The organism is Thermodesulfovibrio sp. Kuro-1 (genome assembly GCF_006538445.1).
GTDB classification, from domain to species: Bacteria; Nitrospirota; Thermodesulfovibrionia; order Thermodesulfovibrionales; family Thermodesulfovibrionaceae; genus Thermodesulfovibrio; species Thermodesulfovibrio yellowstonii.
The window spans coordinates 135,826-156,997 of record NZ_BJKS01000003.1 but is presented as its reverse complement, the minus strand read 5'-3'; the positions used below and the strand labels follow the sequence as shown (position 1 = coordinate 156,997).

21 protein-coding genes are annotated in these 21,172 nt (G+C 37.7%); 20 read left to right on the top strand and 1 reads right to left on the bottom strand.

Annotation, left to right across the window (positions count from 1 at the left end):
* Positions 1–4 precede the first annotated feature (4 nt).
* Entirely contained in the window at positions 5–1,261 is a 1,257-nt protein-coding gene (lysA, locus tag FLY87_RS04825) for a diaminopimelate decarboxylase (RefSeq protein ID WP_141266418.1), read from the bottom strand.
* Between the two features lie 198 nt (positions 1,262–1,459).
* Here lysA and FLY87_RS04820 point away from each other — a divergent pair, with 198 nt between their 5' ends.
* The 20 genes from FLY87_RS04820 (at position 1,460) to FLY87_RS04725 (ending at position 21,136) form a co-directional block, all read left to right on the top strand.
* The gene (locus FLY87_RS04820) at positions 1,460–3,403 is read left to right on the top strand and encodes an aconitate hydratase (protein ID WP_141266416.1); all 1,944 of its coding nucleotides are present in this window, start codon (positions 1,460–1,462) and stop codon (positions 3,401–3,403) included.
* A 153-nt stretch (positions 3,404–3,556) separates the two neighbouring features.
* Positions 3,557–3,970 carry a universal stress protein gene (locus FLY87_RS04815; RefSeq protein WP_141266414.1) on the top strand — a complete coding sequence of 138 codons (414 nt, stop codon included), beginning with the start codon at positions 3,557–3,559 and terminating at the stop codon, positions 3,968–3,970.
* Positions 3,971–3,985: 15 nt separating this feature from the next.
* Positions 3,986–5,245 carry a sulfite exporter TauE/SafE family protein gene (locus FLY87_RS04810; protein WP_141266412.1) on the top strand — a complete coding sequence of 420 codons (1,260 nt, stop codon included), beginning with the start codon at positions 3,986–3,988 and terminating at the stop codon, positions 5,243–5,245.
* Positions 5,246–5,247: 2 nt separating this feature from the next.
* Positions 5,248–5,637: a sulfite exporter TauE/SafE family protein gene (locus FLY87_RS04805; RefSeq protein ID WP_141266410.1), complete on the top strand. Its 390-nt coding sequence runs from the start codon at positions 5,248–5,250 to the stop codon at positions 5,635–5,637.
* Between the two features lie 12 nt (positions 5,638–5,649).
* Positions 5,650–7,737 carry a molybdopterin-dependent oxidoreductase gene (locus tag FLY87_RS04800; protein WP_141266408.1) on the top strand — a complete coding sequence of 696 codons (2,088 nt, stop codon included), beginning with the start codon at positions 5,650–5,652 and terminating at the stop codon, positions 7,735–7,737.
* A gap of 12 nt (positions 7,738–7,749) precedes the next feature.
* On the top strand, positions 7,750–8,256 hold the full coding sequence (locus FLY87_RS04795; protein WP_012545501.1) for a 4Fe-4S dicluster domain-containing protein: 507 nt from the start codon (positions 7,750–7,752) through the stop codon (positions 8,254–8,256).
* Positions 8,240–8,764, top strand: coding sequence for an NADH-quinone oxidoreductase subunit B (locus FLY87_RS04790; protein WP_141266405.1), 525 nt, complete (start codon positions 8,240–8,242; stop codon positions 8,762–8,764). Before FLY87_RS04795 ends, FLY87_RS04790 begins: the two co-directional genes overlap by 17 nt.
* Entirely contained in the window at positions 8,746–9,951 is a 1,206-nt protein-coding gene (locus tag FLY87_RS04785) for an NADH-quinone oxidoreductase subunit D (protein ID WP_141266403.1), read from the top strand. The genes FLY87_RS04790 and FLY87_RS04785 overlap by 19 nt, the downstream gene beginning before the upstream one ends.
* Positions 9,948–10,511: an NADH-quinone oxidoreductase subunit NuoI gene (gene nuoI / locus FLY87_RS04780; protein ID WP_141266401.1), complete on the top strand. Its 564-nt coding sequence runs from the start codon at positions 9,948–9,950 to the stop codon at positions 10,509–10,511. The genes FLY87_RS04785 and nuoI overlap by 4 nt, the downstream gene beginning before the upstream one ends.
* On the top strand, positions 10,511–10,891 hold the full coding sequence (locus FLY87_RS04775; protein ID WP_141266399.1) for an NADH-quinone oxidoreductase subunit A: 381 nt from the start codon (positions 10,511–10,513) through the stop codon (positions 10,889–10,891). Before nuoI ends, FLY87_RS04775 begins: the two co-directional genes overlap by 1 nt.
* Positions 10,876–11,481: an NADH-quinone oxidoreductase subunit C gene (locus FLY87_RS04770; protein ID WP_141266397.1), complete on the top strand. Its 606-nt coding sequence runs from the start codon at positions 10,876–10,878 to the stop codon at positions 11,479–11,481. Before FLY87_RS04775 ends, FLY87_RS04770 begins: the two co-directional genes overlap by 16 nt.
* The gene (nuoH, locus tag FLY87_RS04765; RefSeq protein WP_012545198.1) at positions 11,478–12,473 is read left to right on the top strand and encodes an NADH-quinone oxidoreductase subunit NuoH; all 996 of its coding nucleotides are present in this window, start codon (positions 11,478–11,480) and stop codon (positions 12,471–12,473) included. Before FLY87_RS04770 ends, nuoH begins: the two co-directional genes overlap by 4 nt.
* Positions 12,470–12,985 carry an NADH-quinone oxidoreductase subunit J gene (locus FLY87_RS04760; protein WP_012546215.1) on the top strand — a complete coding sequence of 172 codons (516 nt, stop codon included), beginning with the start codon at positions 12,470–12,472 and terminating at the stop codon, positions 12,983–12,985. Before nuoH ends, FLY87_RS04760 begins: the two co-directional genes overlap by 4 nt.
* Positions 12,972–13,277 carry an NADH-quinone oxidoreductase subunit NuoK gene (nuoK, locus tag FLY87_RS04755; RefSeq protein ID WP_012545269.1) on the top strand — a complete coding sequence of 102 codons (306 nt, stop codon included), beginning with the start codon at positions 12,972–12,974 and terminating at the stop codon, positions 13,275–13,277. Before FLY87_RS04760 ends, nuoK begins: the two co-directional genes overlap by 14 nt.
* A 3-nt stretch (positions 13,278–13,280) precedes the next feature.
* Positions 13,281–14,747: a monovalent cation/H+ antiporter subunit D family protein gene (locus FLY87_RS04750; RefSeq protein ID WP_012545971.1), complete on the top strand. Its 1,467-nt coding sequence runs from the start codon at positions 13,281–13,283 to the stop codon at positions 14,745–14,747.
* Positions 14,744–14,959: a hypothetical protein gene (locus FLY87_RS04745; protein WP_141266395.1), complete on the top strand. Its 216-nt coding sequence runs from the start codon at positions 14,744–14,746 to the stop codon at positions 14,957–14,959. The genes FLY87_RS04750 and FLY87_RS04745 overlap by 4 nt, the downstream gene beginning before the upstream one ends.
* Entirely contained in the window at positions 14,952–16,721 is a 1,770-nt protein-coding gene (locus tag FLY87_RS04740) for a Na(+)/H(+) antiporter subunit D (RefSeq protein WP_141266393.1), read from the top strand. The genes FLY87_RS04745 and FLY87_RS04740 overlap by 8 nt, the downstream gene beginning before the upstream one ends.
* 9 nt (positions 16,722–16,730) lie before the next feature.
* The gene (locus tag FLY87_RS04735) at positions 16,731–18,170 is read left to right on the top strand and encodes a NuoM family protein (RefSeq protein WP_012545513.1); all 1,440 of its coding nucleotides are present in this window, start codon (positions 16,731–16,733) and stop codon (positions 18,168–18,170) included.
* On the top strand, positions 18,167–19,525 hold the full coding sequence (locus FLY87_RS04730; protein ID WP_141266391.1) for an NADH-quinone oxidoreductase subunit N: 1,359 nt from the start codon (positions 18,167–18,169) through the stop codon (positions 19,523–19,525). The genes FLY87_RS04735 and FLY87_RS04730 overlap by 4 nt, the downstream gene beginning before the upstream one ends.
* Positions 19,526–19,552: 27 nt before the next feature.
* Positions 19,553–21,136, top strand: coding sequence for a methyl-accepting chemotaxis protein (locus FLY87_RS04725; protein WP_141266389.1), 1,584 nt, complete (start codon positions 19,553–19,555; stop codon positions 21,134–21,136).
* The last annotated feature ends 36 nt before the right edge of the window (positions 21,137–21,172 follow it).

Here is a 21,172-nt window from a genome sequence, read left to right as displayed (position 1 = left end):
TCCATTAGAGTAACTCCTCCGGTACAATTTCATTCCTTATTAAATCTTTATAGGTTTCACGTTTTCTTATAAGTGCATATTGGTCACCTTTAACAAGAACTTCTGCAACTCTTGGACGACTATTATAGTTAGAGGACATACTGAATCCATAGGCACCTGCGCTCATAACTGCCAGATACTCTCCAGCAGATACTTTCTCAATTTCTCTGTCTTTTGCAAGAAAATCACCTGATTCACATATAGGTCCAACAATATCTGCTACTATTTTCTCTTTTTTCCCGGGAGTTACAGGTTGAATTTCATGATAAGAGCCATAAAGAGTTGGTCTTATGAGGTCATTCATACCTGCATCTACTATGATAAAGTTTTTCTGCTCTGTCTCTTTGGTATAAAGAACCTTTGTAACAAGGATTCCTGCATTTCCTACAATTGATCTTCCAGGCTCAATTATTAGTTTGCCTTTTTTATTTTTTACCAGAGGTATTAATACATCTGCCAGTTCCTTTGGATGAGGAGGTTCTTCGTCTCTGTAGGTTATTCCCAGTCCGCCTCCAATATCAATGTATTCAATTTCCATGTCATAGTTTGCGAGCTGGTCATAGAGAGAAAGAATTTTGTTCAAAGCCTCCACATATGCAGAAGTTTCTGTAATTTGAGAACCGATGTGTTTGTGAATTCCTATAACTTTTATATTTTTCATTGATTTAGCGAGTTTATAATAATCAAGAGCTTTTTCAATAGGGATTCCAAATTTGCTGCTTTTTAGTCCTGTAGCAATGTATTTGTGAGTTTTTGGGTCTATGTCAGGATTCACTCTTAAGGCAACTGAAGCTACTTTTTTAAGGTTTTTAGCTTTCTCATTAATTTTATGAAGTTCTGCTTCAGATTCTACATTGAACATAAGTATGTTATTTTTCAAAGCATATTCTATCTCTTCATCTGTTTTACCAACACCTGCAAAAACAATCTTGTATGGTTTTATTCCTGCTTTCAATGCTCTGAAAAGTTCTCCCCCCGATACAATATCTGCACCAATACCAAGTTCAGCAAAAATTCTCAAGATGGCAAGGTTAGAATTTGCCTTAACAGCATAGCATATAATATGCGGAACTTCACAGAAAGCTTCCTCATAGGCTCTTATGTGTCTTATTAAAGTGCCATAACTGTAAATATAAAGAGGAGTTCCAAATTTATTGATTAACTCCTTTACTGGCACATCTTCTGCATAAAGTTCTCCTTTTTTGTGGCTGAAAAAGTGCACAGTATCCTCCTTTTGAATTTTTATAAGATATAATATTATACTAATTTTTAATAAAGTAAGGAACAATCCTTTTTTGAGTTATCCTGAGGCATGGCTGAAGGCGATTCTTTATATTGGAAAGAGGCTGTTCTGTAGTTTATTGATTTTCAATAAATTACAAGTTTTTAAACAGTTTCTATTTATTACAAGGAGGAGTCAATGGGTAAGAATATTGTAGAGAAAATACTGGAAGCTCATATTGTATCTGGAAAAGTAAAAGAAGGAGAACTGATTGGCGTAAGAGTTGACCAAGTTTACACACAAGATGCAACTGGCACAATGGCATGGCTTGAATTCGAGGCTATTGGTTTGGATAAGGTAAGAGTGCCTCTTGCTGTCTCATATGTTGACCATAACATGCTTCAGAGCAATTTTATGAACGCCGATGACCATCTCTTTCTGAGAACCGCTGCAGCCCGCTTTGGAGCTTATTTTTCAAGGCCAGGCAATGGAATATGTCATCAAGTTCATCTTGAGAGATTTGCTGCACCTGGACTAATTGCCCTCGGAACAGACAGCCATACTCCTACGGGCGGAGGCATGGGAATGATTGCAATCGGAGTTGGTGGACTTGAAGCAGCCTCTGTTATGGCAGGAATGCCCTTTGAGTTTACCATGCCGAAAGTGGTAAGGATAAATCTCTCTGGAAAACTCAGAAGACCTTATGTTACAGCGATGGATGTTATACTTACTCTCCTTAAAATGCTCACTGTTAAGGGAGGTGTTGGAAAGATATTTGAATATGGTGGTGAGGGGGTGAAAGACCTCTCTGTCACTGACAGGGCAACAATTACAAACATGGGAGCAGAGCTTGGTGCAACAACATCAATTTTCCCAAGCGACGAAAACACACTAAAATTTCTCAAAGCTCAGGGAAGAGGACATCAATGGATTCCCCTTGAGGCCGATGGGGATGCTGAATATGCTGAGATAATCGAGCTTGACCTTTCAGAGATTGAACCAATGATAGCCCAACCTCATAGCCCTGACAATGTGGTTGCTGTAAGAGAACTTAAAGGTATGAAGGTTAATCAGGTCTGCATTGGTTCATGCACAAACTCTTCCTACAATATGATGAAAACAGTTGCATCTATTCTTAAAGGAAAGACTGTAAATGAGGAGGTTACTCTTTTTATAAATCCCGGCTCAAAGCAGGTATATCAGATGCTTGCTCGGGAAGGCGATATTGAGGCAATGATTGCAGCCGGCGCAAGAATACTTGAATCTGCCTGTGGTCCCTGTATTGGAATGGGCGGTGCTCCTGGAAGCGGTCAAGTTTCAATTCGCTCCTACAATCGTAATTTTAAGGGTCGTTCAGGAACAAAGGATGCCTTTGTATGTCTTGCATCACCGGTAGTATGTGCTCTTGCAGCCATAAATGGAGAGATAGTAAATCCCTTAGAGACAGACTTAGAAATAAATGAAGTTAACGACCCGGAGACATTTTTAATAAATGATAATATGCTTATTCCGCCCCGCAAAGAAAAGGAGGCAAAAATAATTAAGGGACCGAACATAAAAGAAGTCCCCGTAAAAGCCCCCCTTGAGGAGAGCATTGAAGCAGAAGTTTTGCTAAAACTTGGTGACAATATAACAACCGATGATATTTTGCCAGCAGGAACGCAGGTGCTGCCTTACAGGTCTAATATCCCTGAGATTTCCAAGTTTACATTCAAAAATCTCGACGAAACTTTTTATGAGAGAGCGATGAATGCGAAAAATAAAGGCGGTGGTATCATTGTAGGTGGTGAAAACTACGGACAGGGCTCATCCCGTGAACATGCAGCAATCGCACCAATGTATCTTGGAATAAAAGCTGTCATAGCAAAGTCTTTTGCGAGAATTCATCGAGCCAATCTAATCAACTTTGGAATCATGCCTCTAATTTTTACAAATCCAGAGGATTATGAAAAAGTAGAGCAGGGAGATATTTTAAAACTCAATGGCTTGATTGAATCAATTAAAGGTGAACAGCAATATGAAGTTATAAACTTATCGAAAAAGAACTCTTTTAAGGTTTATTCGAACTTAAATGAAAGAGAAAGAGACCTTCTCCTAAGTGGCGGACTTCTTCCTTATGTAAGAAAAAAAGTAACTCAATAAGCTGTCGCTACTGTCCCATTTGGGACAGTAGCTCTTCTTGCCTGTCCCTAATGGGACATCTCAAATCGGGCGTTTCCTAATATTTTCAATAACTTATCTTCTGGCAAGTCTTTTGCATTTTCTCTTTTTTGAGAAATTCTCAGGAGGTTTACCATGCAAAAAATTTTAGTATGTTTTGATGGCTCAGAATGGTCAAAAAAAGCTTTGAACGAAGCTATCAAGCTGGCACAAAAATTTGGCTCTCAGATAACAGTTATCTCAGTTATTCCGAAAGTTTGTTTTTTAGAGATTGGCGTAGACTGTGCAACAGTTGAGGGAATTTTTAAGGCCGAATTTGAGGGCAACCTCAAAAGAGCACAGGAAATTTTAAATGAAAAGGGGGTGAAAGGAGAGACAATAATTCTTGAAGGTTCGCCGGCTGATGTAATCATTGATTATGCCAGAAATGGCTATGACTTAATTGTTATTGGTTCAAAAGGTAAGGATGCAACAGAAAGAACACTCTTTGGAAGTGTCACACAAAAAGTGGCATCAAATGCTACTCAATCCGTTTTGATAATCAGATAATAGGAGGAGGAATTTATGAAGCGATTTTTAAATTTCTTTGTTGTATTTTTTGTTTTAACGGTTTTTGTCTCTACCGGAATGGCTCAGAAGCCTGCTGAACAGAAAGCCCAAGAACAGAAGCCTGTAGAAGCTCCGAAGGAAGCACAATCAGCAGAGACTGTTACAGTAAGCGTAGATAAAACAAATCTCTCAGGTGGAGGTAAACTTACAATCACCGGTAAAGCACCAGCTGGCAAAGATGTATACATTGAAGTCTGGGCTGAAAAAACTGTAAGAGCTGCAAGGTTTGACGCAGACCCAGATCCCAAAACTGGTAAGAGGCCATACATATTTTATATGACTGATGATATGCCCGCCTTTTACAGATTAATTGTTCCTGAAAAATATAAGCCCGTTTTAGAGGATGCTAAGGCAAAGGGTGGAAAGTGGAGTGTTTCTGAAGTTATAAAAAATGCCGGTGCCGATGCTGTTTACGGTTATCCTGCAAAGTTGAAAATTGATAGGTATCAGACGTCTTTGTGGGCAAGCATAATTGGTTCAAGAGGAACAAAGCTTGAACCAATGGATGAAAAAGAGAATAAGCGCAGGTCTATGCAGCTACTTAAAGCAAGATTTCGTAGCGTTGGTAACGTATTTTCTTCAAACTTAAAAATAGCAGAAGATGGCACATTTAAGGCTACAATTGAACTTCCAGCAAACACTGCTCCTGGAAAATATTTTGTCGTTGCAAAGGTTGACAAGGATATAAAGAGTGAACCGGTTGTAGTTGAAAACTCAGTTACATTTCCCAGTGTATATTTACCAAATGCTGGTAGGACTGTTAATGTAATATGGCCATTCCTTCTTACTGCGGCAATTACAACTTTTGGAGTTTTGATGGGTGCTGGTGGTGGATTTATTCTTAACCCGATACTTGTAATGTTTGGACTTCCTCATACAGTTGTAGCAGGAACAGTCATGCCAACAGTTCTTTTCTCCCAAGGCACAGGAATTTACAACTACTCAAAAATTAAATTTATCAACTGGAAGCTTGGAGTTACTCTCGGGCTTGCCATGCTTGCCGGAGGATTTATTGGTCCAAAACTGACGGAGCTTATAACCCTTGACCAGTATAAATTCCTTTTTGGATGGGTTCTTATAATTCTTGCTGCTCTAATGTTTTGGCAGACAACTCCAAGATACTTAGAGAAAAACAAGAAAGAACAGGCAATTCTTAAAGAGTTTAGAAAGAGAGCAGAAGAAGAAGCAAAGAAAAAGGCAGAAGGAGGTAAATAACTATGAAAATAGAATTTTGGGGACAGGAATTTAAAGTAAATCTTGCAATAGGTATTCCAGGTGCATTTCTTATAGCAATTGCATCATCTATGTTTGGCTTTGGTGGCGGGCCATTTATGGTTCCTCTCATGGCAGTTGGTTTAAGACTTCCCATGTATGTTATCGTGGGTAGCTCTTTGCTTGCCATATTCTTCAATACCCTTATGGGAACGTTTAGACATTATGGCTTTGGAAACTTTGACTTAATATTCTTCTTAATAATGTTTCCTGCGGCAATTCTTGGTGGTTATATAGGACCTAAGATTGCAAAGAAACTCAATCCTGTAATGGTAAAAAGGGTTGCTTGCGTCGGTCTCTTAATATTAGCCTTACAATTGCTTGGCATATTTTAAAAGGGGTTTAACATGAAGAACTCAGTATTCAGCAACTGTGGAATGTGCTCCGTAAGATGCCCCATTCGGGTTGAAGTAGAAGACGGTAGAGTTAAATGGATAGAGGGGAATCCTTACGTTCCTGGCATGGAGGGAAGCCTCTGTGCCAGGGGCTCTGCTGGAATTGCCCTTCTTTATGACTCCGAAAGGCTTCAGTATCCAATGATTAGAACTGGCGAAAGAGGCTCGGGCCAGTTTAAAAGGGTAAGCTGGGAAGAGGCCTTCAAATACGTGGCAGACAAAGTCAAGGATATACAGGCAAAGTATGGTAAAAGAACCGTAGCCCTTTTAGACAGAGGAGCTGGTCTTTTCGGAGAAATGCAGAGACTTATTGTAAGAGGAATGGGCTCTCCCAATTACTTTAGCCACGATGATTTCTGCAGAAAAAATGTTGACCTTGCCTATCAAACTCTGCTTGGCTACGGTAGACCCGAGGTAGGATATGACTTTGCCAATACTAAACACATGGTATTCTATGGCAGAAATGCCATTGAAGCCTTAGGTGTTAGAGAGGTTAACAATATTGTTAAGGCTCTTGAAAACGGAGCAGATCTCACATATTTAGATGTGAGAGTATCAAAGACTGCAACAAAGGCAACAAGGTTCTATCAGATAAGACCAGGCACTGACTATGCCTTCAATCTTGCTTTAATTCATGTAATTTTAAAAGAAAATCTTTACGACAAAGACTTTGTTGATAAATTCTTTGATGGAACTGTAGAACTTGAAAACTTTGTAAAAAACTGCACTCCTGAGTGGGCTGAAAAGGAAACAGGAATTCCTGCCTATGAAATAGTTAACTTAGCAAAGGCTTTGAGTGCTGCAAAACCAAGAGTAATACTCTATCCCGGTTGGTTTTCTGCAAGGTATATGGATGCCTTCTATTTTGCCCGTTCTGTAATTATTCTTAATGCACTACTTGGTAGCATAGAGCAGAAGGGTGGTTTGATTCTTGCAAAGACACCAAAGGAAGTGGGAGCAAAAGGATTAAATAGTCTCCTTGAGAAAATTCCTGCACCTGAGGAAAAAAGAGTTGAGGCTGAGGCAGGTAAAGGATTTCTCTACGATGGAGCAGGACACATTCTCCATCTTTACAGAGCAATTAAAAAGGGTGAGCCCTATCCTGTGAAGGCTCTCTTTGTAGTTCGTTACGATCCCTTTGCAGGAATTACCTTAAAAGATATTAAAGAAGTCCTTGATGGACTTGACCTTTTAGTGGCAATAGACACTAACTATTCAGCCACTGCCTGGTATGCCGATGTCATATTGCCAGAGTCAACCTATCTTGAAAGAGATGACATGATAGGGCTTCAGAGAGGAGCAAAGCCTGCATTCATAATGAGAAGACAGGCAATTAAGCCAATCTATGATACAAAGGGCAAGTGGGAGATAACAAAGGGACTTCTTCATGCCTATGGAGTTGGACAGTATATGCCCTTTGAGACAATAGAGGAACTCTGGAATTATCAGCTTGAAGGAACAGGAGTTAAGATTGAGGACTTCGATAAATCTGGACAGGTTGCTCTCTGTAAAGATGCTAAAATGTATTCAAGAGATGAGCTCAAATTCAAAACTCCTTCAGGTAAAGTAGAAATTCTCTCAAGCAAGATGGCTGAAAGAGAAGTTCCATTCTTCTATGAACATCAAACACCTGCAAAGCCTAACATTGAAGAGGGCGAGTTCAGACTTGTCTTTGGAAGAATGGCAGTGCACACCCATGTGCAGACCCATAACAACAGATATCTCAATGAGATTGTTCCTGAAAACGAACTCTGGATAAACGATAAAGCTGCAGCAAAACTTGGAATAAAGAATGGTGACTGGGTAGAGGTATCTTCTGGAGATTTTTCTGGGAAAATTAGAGCTAAAGTTACTCCGTTTATTCACCCAGAGGCTGTGTTTATGTATAGAGGATTTGAGAATGAAGTGCCCTGGAAGACCCGTTCCTTCGGTAAAGGACTAAATGAAGGTAGACTTCTTAGCGGAGCTTTTGACAAAATGGCACATGGAAGCCACACAGGTGCGCTTTTTGAAAACTTTGTAAGAGTGAAGAAGGCTTAAGGGAGGACAGATATGAGCATCTACTATATATATCAAGACCATGACCGTTGCATAGGTTGTTATGCCTGTGAGGTGCACTGTAAAACAAAAAATGAACTTCCCGTAGGACCGAGACTTTGTAGAATAATTGAAACAGATATAAAACTAATCGGAGGACTTCCAAGACAAAGATTTGTCTTTATGCCCTGTTTTCACTGTGAAGACCCCTGGTGTGTAAAAGCCTGTCCCACAGGTGCAATGCAGAAGCGTTCAAAGGATGGAATAGTTTTTGTTGAGCAGTCTCTTTGCGTTGGCTGTAAATCTTGCATTACGGCTTGCCCATGGGGAGTACCTCAGTGGAATCCTGAGACTGGTAAAGTTGTAAAGTGTGATTACTGTAAGGACAGGGTAGACCAGGGTTTAAAGCCTGCTTGTGTTACAAAGTGCACAACAAAGGCATTGAAGTTTGTCTCTGCTGATGAGGCTTCAAAACTCAAGAGAGAGAGGTTTGTGAAGGATACCTATGCTTCCCTCTACTAATGATAAACAGCTTATTGAGGTAGAAGAAGGAACAAAGATAATCAAGGGTAGCAATGTCATAATTACTACTCTTGACAAAGTCGTAAACTGGGGTAGGTCAAACTCTCTTTGGCCCCTCACTTTTGGTCTTGCCTGCTGCGCCATCGAGATGATGGCAGCAGGCGCATCCCATTTAGACCTTGACCGTTTTGGAATACTCTTTAGAGCCTCACCACGTCAGGCAGATGTAATAATCATAGCTGGAACAGTTACATACAAAATGGCACCTATTGTTAAAAGGGTTTATGACCAGATGCCAGAACCAAAGTATGTCATAGCTATGGGAAGCTGTGCTTGCACAGGAGGAATATTTAATACCTACAGCACTGTTCAAGGTGCTGACCAGTTTTTACCTGTAGATGTCTATGTTCCTGGTTGTCCACCAAGACCTGAAGCATTGATGTATGGTGTGCTTAAATTGAAAGAAAAAATTATGAGGGAAGAAGGAAGATGGGGCAGCTGGAAATAGAAAAAGTAAGTGACACAACCTTTGTTCTTCAGATGGGACCACATCATCCTGCTACTCATGGGGTGCTGAAACTTCTCTGTGAGTTTGAGGGTGAAAGGGTAATCAATATAAAGCCAGATGTTGGTTATTTACATAGAGGTGTGGAAAAACTCTCTGAAAGTAAGACCTATCCAGGTGCAATGACTCTTACAGACAGGCTTGATTACATCTCAAGTATGACCAACAATATTGGTTACTGTCTTGCCGTTGAGAGACTTATGGGAATAGAACCACCACCACGGGCAAAATTTATAAGAACAATGGTATCTGAAATGACCAGATTAAGTAGTCATCTTCTCTGGCTTGCTACCCATGCCTTAGACATTGGTGCAATGACAGTGTTTCTTTATGCATTCAGAGAGAGAGAGCAGATATTGCAGTTTTTTGAAAAAATATGTGGTGCCCGACTTACGGTTAGCTATCCAAGAATTGGAGGGGTAAGGGTTGATATAAAAGAGCATGTTCTTGATGAGATTTATAAGTTTATGGATTTAATGCTCATCAGAGTTGATGAATATGAAACACTTCTTACAGAAAACCGTATCTGGATTGCGAGAACTCGAGGGGTTGGAGTCATCGCACCAGAGGATGCAGTTCTATTAGGACTTACAGGTCCTGCTTTGAGAGGTTCTGGAGTTTACTACGATATAAGAAAACAAATACCATATGATGCATACAGCGAAATTGATTTTGAAGTACCTCTTGGAGAAAAAGGGGATACTTATGATAGGTATTTATGCAGAATAAGGGAAATGAGACAGTCTGTACTGATTGTAAAACAATGTATTGAAAAGATGCCAGAAGGAAAAATTTTATCAGATAAATCTCCTGATATTGATTTGCCCCATCAGGCAAAAAGAAAGATTGAATCAGGGGATTCTCTCTGGAATGGATTTATTGCATTTTCAGAGGAAAAACAGGAAATAATGCCCAAAGGAGAAATCTATTCAGCCATAGAAGCGCCAAAAGGTGAGCTTGGCTTTTATATAGTGAGTGACGGTTCAGGAAGACCTTACAGAATGAGAGTTAGAGCGCCTTCATTTATTCACATATCTGCAATTCCAAAGCTTTGTGAGGGACATCTTCTTGCAGATGTAATAGCAATAATTGGAACTCTGGACATAGTTATGGGAGAGGCTGACCGATGAACAATTTACTGAAAAAGATACTCTTCATTGACCTAATTAAGGGATTATTAATTACTTTCAAGACAATTTTCACAACACCTGTAACAATAAGATATCCAAAACAGAAAAGACCTCTTGAAGATGGTTTCAGGGGAAGGCATGCCTTTGTTCGTGATCCCGAAACAGGAAAGGAGCGCTGTGTTGCCTGTACAAAGTGTGCTCAGGTATGCCCAAGCCAGTGCATATACATTGACTATTCAATAAACCCTGAAACAGGAGCAAGAGTTTTAACGAAGTATGAAATAGATGCATTAAGATGTATCTTCTGCGGATACTGCGAAGAAGTCTGTCCTGTAAATGCAATAGTTCTTACTGAGTATTTTGAGTATGCCTCTTACACAAGAGAGGAAAACTACTTTAATAGAGATAGACTTCTCAATAACTGGGATGAATTTATTGGACAGTACGAAAGGAAGGAATATTTGAATAAATTCTGGTATTTGCCTGGAATTGGTAGAGATAGACTTTCCGTTGGAAAAAGACAGCCCAATCCAATCATTGGAAGGGAGGAAAGTCAATAATGGAGCCAGGTTCATATATACCTTACAAATATCTACCTGTTCTAATTGCCATGATATTTGTCACGGTCTTTGGCTTGGGAGGACTTATTGTTAATAAGATTGTAGCTCCAAGGAAATTTAATCCTATCAAGTTTATTGCCTACGAATCTGGAAACCTTCCAAGTGGAGAGCCAAAGGAGAGGTTTTATATTGGCTTTTTCCTTCTTGCCATTCTCTTTGTGGTCTTTGATGTGGAAGTCATTTTTCTCTATCCTTGGGCAGTTGCCTTTGACGCCATATCCCTTGAGGGATTTTGGATGATGATTATATTTATCTTGCTGATTTTTATTGGATATATCTATGAAATCTTTATGGGAGCACTCACATGGCACAGGAAATAGAGAGAGTCTTAGAAGAAGAGCCATTAATATCTGAGCCAACCACTTTTTCTTCACGTCATTCCGAGGAAGCGAAAGCGACCGAGGAATCTCTTAAGATTGCATATAAGTTGAAAGAGCAATTTCCAGAGGAAGTAATCGAAATAAAAGAGTTCAGGGGACAGGTTTCAGTAATTGTAAGACCCAGCAGAATTAAAGAGATTTTAAGATGGCTTAAAGAACAACAGGGATTCAATCATCTTCAAGACCTATGCGGTGTTGATTATTCTCCTGAAAAACCAAGGTTTGAAGTAGTCTACAATCTTTACAGCATCTGGAGAAGGCTTCATATAAGAGTTAGAGCAAAGGTTAACGAAGAGACTCCAGAATTAGATTCAGTTACAGATTTATGGGAAGGTGCAAACTGGCATGAAAGAGAATGCTTTGACATGTTCGGAACAAGATTTATTGGGCATCCAGACCTTAGAAGAATACTTATGCCTGAGGATTGGAATGGATATCCACTAAGGAAAGATTATCCCCTTAAGGGTAAAGAGCTTTGGAGAGGCTTTAGAGAGATTATTGAAAGTTCTTCAGTGGAGGAGAATAAATGATTGAGCTTCTCATAATGGTAATTAAAACAACAGTGGTCTTTGGAATAGTTCTTACCCATGTTGCTTACACAACCTATGCAGAAAGAAAGATAATCGGCAGAGCACAGGCAAGAATGGGACCTATGGAAGTAGGACCTCATGGACTGCTTCAGCCAATTGCCGACTTCATAAAAATATTCTTTAAAGAGGACATAGTTCCTATAAATGCTGAAAAGTTTATATTCCAAATTGCACCCCTTATTGTTTTAATCTTCACAATGATTAATCTTACAGTTATCCCTTTTACTTCTAACTTTATCCTTGCCGATTTAAATGTGGGCTTACTTTTTATATTAGCCTCTGCTTCAGTCTCTGTTTACGGAATAATACTTGCTGGATGGTCATCAAACAGCAAGTACTCCTTCCTTGGTGGACTTCGTTCGGCAAGTCAGGTTCTTTCTTATGAGATAGCTCTTGGACTAAGCCTTGCTGGAGTTGTTCTTGCCGCAGGCTCCCTCAATTTAAGAGATATAGTTATAGCCCAACACAATACAGCCTTAGGAGTCTATGCAATTCCGCAGATAATCGGCTTTGTTGTCTTCGTCATTGCTGCCTTTGCAGAAACAAACCGTGCACCTTTTGACCTACCTGAGGCAGAGACAGAGCTTGTAGCAGGATATCTTACGGAATACAGTGCCTTTAGATATGCTCTATTCTTCCTTGCTGAGTATGTTGCCATGTACATTATGGCTTCTCTATGTGCCCTCTGTTTCCTTGGTGGATGGACAATTCCAAAATTCATTACTGATATACTTCCATTCTTAGATAAAGTTCCAGGAATAATCTGGTTTGCTATAAAGGTGTATGCCTTCATATTCCTATACATCTGGGTTAGAGCAACATTTCCAAGATACAGGTTTGACCAGCTGTTAAATATTGGCTGGAAAGTGCTAATTCCAGCGGGAATTTTGAATATTATAATAATCGCTATATTCAAGAGGTTTGCATTATGATATATTTTATATTTGCATATTTTTGTCTTGCTACTTTAGGCATTTCCATAATGTCACTTACAAGAAAAAATCCTGTCCATGCAGTGCTCTGGCTTTTGCTTCTTTTTCTTCATGTGGCAGTTATATACTTGTTTCTTAATGCAGAATTTTTAGCTATGGTTCAGGTTATTGTTTATGCAGGTGCTATACTGGTTATGTTTCTTTTTACCTTGTTTTTACTTGGAGCGAGGCAACTTCCAAAGCATAAAAGATATACATCAATACTTGAAGGAAGATTACTTATTGGACTTTCTATAACTGCTACGCTATTAGCTGTTTTTTCATCTATTAAAGCTGAATACAGTGGAAAATATACAATAAAATACGTTCATGATGTGGGTAACACAAAAGCCATCGGTGCAATGCTTTTTAATGAATATTCTCTGGCTGTGCTCATTCTTGGAGTTATTTTACTCATTCCGATGATTGCGGTCTCGGTATTAGCATGGAGGAGAAAAGATGATACCTCTTGAAGCTTATCTCATACTTGCTGGATTAATTTTTAGTATGGGATTGATCAATCTCCTTATAAACAGAAATCTAATAATTGTTTTCGTATCGCTTGAAGTGATGCTTGCAGGAGTTAATCTTGCCTTGGTTGCACTCTCTCACTACATGAATGACATTAGAGGACAAGTGCTGGCAATATTTACAATAGCTGTTGCTGCAGGTTCTGTTGCTGTAGGACTTTCTCTCCTTATCGCTCACTTTAATCTGAAAAAAAGTGTGGACACAGAAGAAATAAGAGAACTTAAAGAGGAGTAAAGAATGATAGAGCTACTACCGCTTTTAGCTATATTAGTATCTGCTATAGGAGCTGTAATAATTGTTCTAATTGGAGAGAGGAATCCAAACCTGAGAGAAGCCACATCTGTAATAGCAGGAGTTTTAAAGTTTTCCTTTGTCTGTATGCTTATTCCTCCTTTTTTAAGAGGGGAAACTATAGGATTAAAAATTGCTACAATTTTACCTGGAATAGAGCTTTCCTTCAGGGTTGATGGATTGGGTTTACTTTTTGCCTTCGGCGCTTCATTCCTATGGATTTTAACAACTTTTTACTCAATCGGCTATATGCGAACTCTTAGAGAGCATGCTCAGACAAGATATTTTACCTGTTTTGCCCTTTCTCTAAGTTCTGCAATAGGTATTGCCTTTGCTGCAAATCTATTTACAATGTTTATCTTTTATGAAGCATTAACTATTGTAACCTATCCTCTTGTAGCCCATCACGAAGACAGAGAAGGACTTGAGGGTGGTAGACAGTATATTGTGTATCTCTTAGGTACAGCGAAAATTTTCCTATTTGCTGCCATAGTTATCACTTATATTCTTACAGGAACACTTGATTTTAGAAAAGGTGGAATCTTTGCGCCTGAAATCGTTGAAGAAAATAAACTTATTCTACAAATATTGCTTATACTTTTCATCTATGGGTTTAATAAATCTGCTGTGATGCCTCTTCATAGTTGGCTGCCTGCAGCAATGGTAGCTCCTACTCCTGTTAGTGCATTGCTTCACGCTGTTGCTGTTGTTAAAGCAGGTGTATTCACTGTTTCAAGAGTTTTGCTTAATATCTATGGAGAAGCAACGATAAAGGCAATCGGAATGCAGGATTTAATATTTTTCCTCACAGGCTTTACTATAATAATGGGCTCACTTATTGCTCTTACAAGAGATGATTTCAAAGCAAGACTTGCTTTTTCAACAGTGGCAAATCTTTCATACATAATTATCGGAGTTGCCATGTTTTCGCCTTTAGGAATAATGGGAGGACTTATTCATATAAGTATGCATGCTTTCTCTAAAATAACCATGTTCTTTGTGGCAGGCTCTGTTTATGTATCAACTCATGTAAAGAGAATAAGCGAACTTGATGGAATAGGTAAGGTTATGCCAATTACCATGTTTTCCTTTTTTCTTGCTACTTTGAGCATGATAGGAATACCTCTTTTTGCAGGCTTTATAAGCAAATATAATCTTGCGATGGGAGCTTTGCAGATAGGCAGACCCGAACTTCTTGGAATTTTTATTGCCAGTTCATTTCTTAATGCAGTCTATTTTCTTCCGATTTCCTATAAAGCTTTCTTTAGAAAACCATTACAGGAAAACAGATGGCAAAATGTTAAGGAAAACTACTTCTGTGCCATACCTTTGCTCATTACTGCTTTATTTACGATTATTCTTGGAGTATATCCAGATTTTCTCATGGAAATTATAAGGAGAGTGATGCAATGAATTATAAAAAAGCTCTCTATGTTGCATGTCTTGTTGTGGTTATTTTAGAGGTATTATTTCTAAAGGTGATGCATCTTGGACACGGCTATTTTGAATTTGAAGAACTTCCTGCCTTTGGTGCATTGGTAGGTCTTTTAGGGACTCTCTTTATCATCATTGTTGCTAAGTCATTAAGTAAAGTAGTAACAAAGAAGGAGGACTACTATGACTGATTTTATTCATCCGGGAGTGGTTCTGATCTTCGGAGCTCTTTTGTTGCCAGCATTACCCAAGAATATGAGAGGACCCTACAGTGTTCTCATCGCTACAGTAGGCTTTTTCCTTACATTAATAGCCGAGCAGGGATTTTATGGTTATATGAGTTTGTTTGGTATGGATATATCTCCTCTTGTTAGGGTGGACAAACTGAGCCTTCTTTTTGCCTATATATTTAGTTTTATTGGTTTGATTGGGATAATCTATTGCTATCATATAGATGATTGGATTCAACAGTTGGCTGGACTTCTCTATACAGGTGCATCAGTAGGCGTTAGCTTTGCAGCAGATATTTTAAGCTTCTATCTTTTCTGGGAGATGTTGTCTTTTTGCGCGGTTTTACTTATCTGGTCTCAGAGAACAAAAGAGGCAACAGAGGCAGGCTACAGATACATTCTTGTTCATGTAGCGGGTGGTCTTTCCCTTTTTGCAGGCATAATGATCTATATCTCTCAAACAGGAAGTTTTCAGTTTGACTCCTTTATGAGCTACTCTGGAGAGCTTTTCTGGTGGCTTACTCTTATTGGCTTTATACTTTGCGCTGCGGTACCACCCTTGCATGCGTGGCTACCAGATGCCTATCCATCTGCAACAATTTATGGAAGTGTTTTCCTTAATCCATTTACTACCAAAGCAGCAGTTTACGCTTTAATAAGAGGATTTCCTGGAGCAGAGATACTGATATACCTTGGCTCTGTTATGGCAGTTTATGGTGTCATATATGCGTTACTTGAGAATAATCTAAGAAGACTACTTTCATACCACATAGTAAGTCAGGTTGGCTATATGGTTGCTGGAGTAGGACTCGGTACCATTACTTTGGGGCTTAATGGTTCAGCTTCACATGCATTCAACCACATACTTTATAAATGCCTTCTTTTCATGTCTGCAGGAGCAGTAATTTATGCCACAGGAAAGGAAAAGATGACAGAACTTGGTGATTTTGGAAAATATGCACCACTTACTGCCATAAGCTTTTTTGTAGGTGCTTTTTCAATTGCTGGATTTCCGCTTACTAACGGATTTATTGGAAAATCACCAATCATCTCTGCTGCAGGTGAACTCAAAAATGCCTTTGCCTACATTATGCTCAATGTGGCAACATGCGGAACTATTATAAGCATTATCTGTAAAATGGGATACTATACTTTCTTTTCAGAGAAAAAGGCAGACTATCAGGTCAAAGAGATTCCTTTAAATATGAAGATTGCTATACTCACAACATCAGCACTATGTATATTAATTGGAATTTTCCCACAGTTCTTCTACAATTTCTTGCCATATCCAATAGATTATGAGCCTTATACAGTCCAGCATATTCTTGACACATTGGGAATATTCAGTTTTACAGGGCTTGTTTTTGCCATGTTTCTTAAGACACTTAAGCCAAAATCATATATCAATCTTGACATAGATTGGTTCTATAGGGTGGGGGCAAAATACTCATTAAAATCTCTAAATAAAACTGTTGTCCCTGCAGAGTATGGATTTATAAACAAAATATGGAGATGGTTAATAGACCGAATAATTTTACCTCTTTCATCCAAAATTATGGCTTATGAAGACAGAAAAATGAATGGGATACCTACTTTTATGTCCAATTTAGCAAAGACTATGAGTGATGGATTAGCAATTTTTCATACTGGTAAGATTCAGGACTATGCTTTTTATATGTTAAGTTTTATAGGGCTTGTGCTTTTGATATATCTTTTGTTTTAGGAGAGTAATATGGTAGGAATTGAATTAATACTAATATTTCCTTTGCTTGGTGCCTTTTTAATTTGGAAAATAGGTATCAGAAAAATTGTTAACTTAATTGCCCTAATGTCATCCTCGCTGTCGTTCATAATGGCTCTAATTTATTACCTTAATTTTGACAGAACAAAGAAAGGTTTTCAATTTTTAACTTCCTACGAATGGATATCTGCATGGCAACTTAATTTTACTCTTGGTTTTGACCATATAAATTCTCCCTTTGTTTTGCTTACTACCTTTATAACTTTGGCGATTATACTTTTAGCAACTAAGACAATAAAAGATAAAATTTCATCTTTTATGAGTCTTTTATTATTACTCTCTGTCTCAGTTAATGCTTTTTTCATGTCAACCAATTTCTTGCAGTTCTTTTTTTTCTATGAAGCTATGTTAATCCCGGCAGTTTTACTTATTCAGCGATGGGGTGGTGAGAATTCCTTTCAGGCTTCTATTAAATTTTTGATATATACTTTCGGTTTTAGTATATTTCTATTTCTTGCAATCATAGCTACTTACTATTACGGAGGAAGCTTCTCTTTTACATCTCTTGAAAATTTAAAAATAAGCGAGACTGCAAAACTATTGCTCCTTTTTGGTTTTATACTTGCCTTCTTTGTTAAAATTCCCATAGTTCCCCTTCATGGATGGCTAAAGGATGCCTACTATGAGGCAGCTATGCCAGTTACAATATTCTTGTCCGCAGTGCTTGGGAAAATGGGAATTTATGGAATCCTGAGGGTAATACCTTATTTTAATGATATTTTATCAGTCGTGAATCAGTGGATAATTCTTACTTGCCTTATTTCTTTTGTATACTCTGCTTTTCTTGCCTTAAACTCTAAAAACATTAAAGTTCTTTTTGCATATATGAGCCTCAGTCATGTGGGAATAATTACAGCAGGAGCTTTTACGGGTAATCTACAGGGATACCAGGGAGTTCTTCTTCAGAGTATAAATCATGGCATTCTTGCAGCAGCCCTTTTTTATGTAGCTGAACTTTTAAATAGAGAGACAAAAAGTTTTGATTTGGAAAAATTCGGAGCTCTTTCAAAAAGGGTTCCGGCTTTAACTTTTTTCACTTTTTCATTAATCATGGCAATGGGTGGATTTCCCGGACTTAATTACTTTAATGGAGAGTTATTACTCCTTAGTGGTATATTTAGGGAAAATTTATTTCTTGGTTTTATTGGTGTATTCGGTGTTGCTCTGGGAGTAGTTTATCTATCCTGGTTCTTTTATAGAGTATATCTTAGAAAGCCAGGAGCAGAGCTTTCTACCTATGTAAGGGATGTAATCTCCTGGGAATTATTTTTTTTGGCAATACTTCTACTTATATCCATCTACCTCGGATTAAATCCAGATTATGTGCTTTCTGGAGTAAATGAAATCGTAAGCTTTGGAGGTAAGGGATGATTCAGTACAAGGTTTTGATACCAGAAATAAGCCTGCTAATCTTAGCAATAATTTCCTTTTTTTATGGATTTATCAGTAGAAATTATAGAACAACCTATATTTTGAGTTTTTTAAGCATACTTACAGCTATAATATTATCAGTATTTAATTTTGGACAAAAGGAATTTACTTCGGAATTAATAAAAATTGACTTGTACAGACAGACCTTAAGGATTTTAGTCTTGTTTATAGGAGTTTTTATCCTTGGATTATCCTACAGTGACCTTAAATTAAAAAGTAGTAAATCGGTAGAATATGTTTTTCTGCTTCTTTTATCACTATTTGGAATGAATCTAATGATAGTTGCTAATGATCTTCTTATTCTTTATCTTGCTCTTGAGACTTTTTCCCTATCTCTTTATATTCTTGCAGGCTTTTACAGAAAGGAAAGTCTAAGTATTGAGGCTGGTATGAAATATTTTATTCTTGGAACTCTGTCTTCAATTATTCTTCTTGGTTCAATTGTTTTCTTTTATGCTCAAACAGGAAGCACATCTTATGAAACTTTTAAATTATTGAAGACAGAGAATTTAAATATCCTATTGGGTGTTGTTTTTTTAATCTCTGCATTTGCCTTTAAACTGTCTCTTGCACCTTTCCATGCATGGGCACCAGATGTATATCAAGGAGCACCCACTGCTGTAACAGCATTTTTATCAACAGCACCTAAAGTAGCAGTTTTTGGAGCTTTAATTAATATTTTTCTTTCAATTAATTTAAAACTTAACATTCAAGATTTGATAGTTATCATATCAGCTCTTTCAATGTTAGTTGGTAATGTTCTTGCTTTAAGGCAGAATAATTTAAAAAGAATGCTTGCGTATTCCTCAATTGCTCATGCTGGTTATATGTTTATGGCATTTTTACTTCCAGAGAAAGAACTTCTAATATCACTGATCCCCTATTTGATTGTATATGTTTTTATGAATCTCAGCGCTTTTGCTTTTATTATGAACATAAAAAATGGTGAAAGTATTCAGAATTATTTAGGAGTGGGAAGAAAAAATCCTCTTCTTTCTTTCTGCATTATAGTGATAATGTTTTCTCTTACAGGAGTACCTCCTACCGCAGGTTTTATTGTAAAATTTAATCTTTTTAAAAATCTTCTTTCTTATGGATACGGTTCATTAGTTTTTTTTGCATTACTAATGAGCATATTTTCCGCTTTTTACTATTTAAGACCAGTTTTTTATCTTTATAAAGATTCTTTAGTTATAGATATTTATAATCATCCTCTGAATAACAGCATGGCATTATCAGGAGCTTTATTGTTAATTTTTTTGGGACTTTTCCCAAATCTGTTATTAATTTTTTAAATAGTATAAAGAAATGGAGGGGATAAAATGAATGTAAAAAGATTGCTTCAATTTATTAATATTATGATTTTGCTTGTTCTTGCTGGACTTTTTATTCTGTCTTATTTTAATGAGAAGGGATTTCAGGAAAGAGTTGAAAAATTAACAAAAAAGGACATAATGCTCCTTGTTGCTTTAAATGATATGTATGCCCAGGGACTTCAGACAGGTCAGGCAACAAGAAATGTTTTTATTAATCCAAAGGATGAGCAGGCAAAGAAAAACTATCAAAAGGCGCATCAGGAATTTATGAAATCAAATGAAGCAGCTATAAAATTAACAAAAGGAGAAATGCAGGAACAATTGAAAACAATCCAACAAATGTGGCAGAAAGATCACTCTATGAAAATGGAAATTCAACAATTAGCAGAACAAGGTAAAAAGGATGAGGCAGTTAAGAAGATAGTTGAAGAGACAAAGGTATGGAGAGAAATAAAGGATATGATTTTCAAAATAACAGATACTCATCAGAAAGAATTTGAAAAAACTAACAAAGAAATTTCAGAGGTAAGAAAAAGAAATGCGATAATTTATTCAATTGTTCTTTTTATTTCTCTTGCAGGCTTGAGTGGAATGCTTTATTATTCATATAAATCCTATGAAAAAAATATGTCCTCAGCTTTAGGATGTTTTAATAGACTTGAACAGGGAGACCTTAGGGAGGAAAAAACACAAGCCTGTGATTTAATTGGAGATATATATCAGAGAATTACAAAAAGTTTAAGGGCAACAATAGGTAAAATCAGAGAAGTGGTAAAAAATACCAATACCATGGTTGCCTCTCTTTCAAAAGAGACAGATGATTTAGAGAAAAACTCTCGGGAACAGTTATCGCGTATAGACCAGATGGCATCTGCCTCTACAGAGATATCGCAGACAATAATTGATGTAGCTAAAAATGCAGCTCATGCTTCTGATTCAGCAAAACAGGCAAATGAAACTGCTGAAAAAGGCAAGACTGCAGTGGATAAAGCAGTAAAGGCTATGATAGATATAGCTAACTCAATCAAAGCAGCTGCTGGCACAATTGAAGAACTTGGACAAAGTTCACAGGAAATTGGCGAGATTGTGCTTACCATAAAGGACATTGCTGACCAGACAAATCTTCTTGCTTTAAATGCAGCAATTGAAGCAGCAAGAGCAGGTGAGCAGGGAAGGGGCTTTGCGGTTGTTGCCGATGAAGTTCGTAAACTTGCAGAGCGAACTGCAAAAGCAACAGAGGAGATTGCTGACAAGATTAGAAATATTCAGTCAAAGTCAGACGCTTCTGTAAATGCAATGAATACAAGCAGTTCTCAGGCAGAAGGAGGAGTCGCTTTAGCAAATGATGCAATGCGCGCTCTTGATGAGATTGTATCTGCTACAGAAAAGGCAATGGATATGATACAGAGAATTGCAGTTGCTACAGAAGAGTTGTCTGCAACAAGTGAGGAAATTGCACAAAATATGGATACTATAAGGGAAAACATTAATAATACAGTAAAAATGATTGAATTTGTAAGAGATATTACTACTAAATTGTCTGCTGAGACAAAAGCTCTTGATGAGAGCGTTGAATATTTTAAAGTTTGAGTAAACCTCTCATCCCACACCCCACCCTCCTTTAAT

Excerpts from the sequence above, each read along its gene's own strand:
- FLY87_RS04820 (WP_141266416.1), top strand. The coding sequence starts at position 1,460 with ATGGGTAAGAATATTGTAGAGAAAATACTGGAAGCTCATATTGTATCT.
- FLY87_RS04815 (WP_141266414.1), top strand. The coding sequence starts at position 3,557 with ATGCAAAAAATTTTAGTATGTTTTGATGGCTCAGAATGGTCAAAAAAA.
- FLY87_RS04810 (WP_141266412.1), top strand. The coding sequence starts at position 3,986 with ATGAAGCGATTTTTAAATTTCTTTGTTGTATTTTTTGTTTTAACGGTT.
- FLY87_RS04805 (WP_141266410.1), top strand. The coding sequence starts at position 5,248 with ATGAAAATAGAATTTTGGGGACAGGAATTTAAAGTAAATCTTGCAATA.
- FLY87_RS04800 (WP_141266408.1), top strand. The coding sequence starts at position 5,650 with ATGAAGAACTCAGTATTCAGCAACTGTGGAATGTGCTCCGTAAGATGC.
- FLY87_RS04795 (WP_012545501.1), top strand. The coding sequence starts at position 7,750 with ATGAGCATCTACTATATATATCAAGACCATGACCGTTGCATAGGTTGT.
- FLY87_RS04790 (WP_141266405.1), top strand. The coding sequence starts at position 8,240 with ATGCTTCCCTCTACTAATGATAAACAGCTTATTGAGGTAGAAGAAGGA.
- FLY87_RS04785 (WP_141266403.1), top strand. The coding sequence starts at position 8,746 with ATGGGGCAGCTGGAAATAGAAAAAGTAAGTGACACAACCTTTGTTCTT.
- nuoI (WP_141266401.1), top strand. The coding sequence starts at position 9,948 with ATGAACAATTTACTGAAAAAGATACTCTTCATTGACCTAATTAAGGGA.
- FLY87_RS04775 (WP_141266399.1), top strand. The coding sequence starts at position 10,511 with ATGGAGCCAGGTTCATATATACCTTACAAATATCTACCTGTTCTAATT.
- FLY87_RS04770 (WP_141266397.1), top strand. The coding sequence starts at position 10,876 with ATGGCACAGGAAATAGAGAGAGTCTTAGAAGAAGAGCCATTAATATCT.
- nuoH (WP_012545198.1), top strand. The coding sequence starts at position 11,478 with ATGATTGAGCTTCTCATAATGGTAATTAAAACAACAGTGGTCTTTGGA.
- FLY87_RS04760 (WP_012546215.1), top strand. The coding sequence starts at position 12,470 with ATGATATATTTTATATTTGCATATTTTTGTCTTGCTACTTTAGGCATT.
- nuoK (WP_012545269.1), top strand. The coding sequence starts at position 12,972 with ATGATACCTCTTGAAGCTTATCTCATACTTGCTGGATTAATTTTTAGT.
- FLY87_RS04750 (WP_012545971.1), top strand. The coding sequence starts at position 13,281 with ATGATAGAGCTACTACCGCTTTTAGCTATATTAGTATCTGCTATAGGA.
- FLY87_RS04745 (WP_141266395.1), top strand. The coding sequence starts at position 14,744 with ATGAATTATAAAAAAGCTCTCTATGTTGCATGTCTTGTTGTGGTTATT.
- FLY87_RS04740 (WP_141266393.1), top strand. The coding sequence starts at position 14,952 with ATGACTGATTTTATTCATCCGGGAGTGGTTCTGATCTTCGGAGCTCTT.
- FLY87_RS04735 (WP_012545513.1), top strand. The coding sequence starts at position 16,731 with ATGGTAGGAATTGAATTAATACTAATATTTCCTTTGCTTGGTGCCTTT.
- FLY87_RS04730 (WP_141266391.1), top strand. The coding sequence starts at position 18,167 with ATGATTCAGTACAAGGTTTTGATACCAGAAATAAGCCTGCTAATCTTA.
- FLY87_RS04725 (WP_141266389.1), top strand. The coding sequence starts at position 19,553 with ATGAATGTAAAAAGATTGCTTCAATTTATTAATATTATGATTTTGCTT.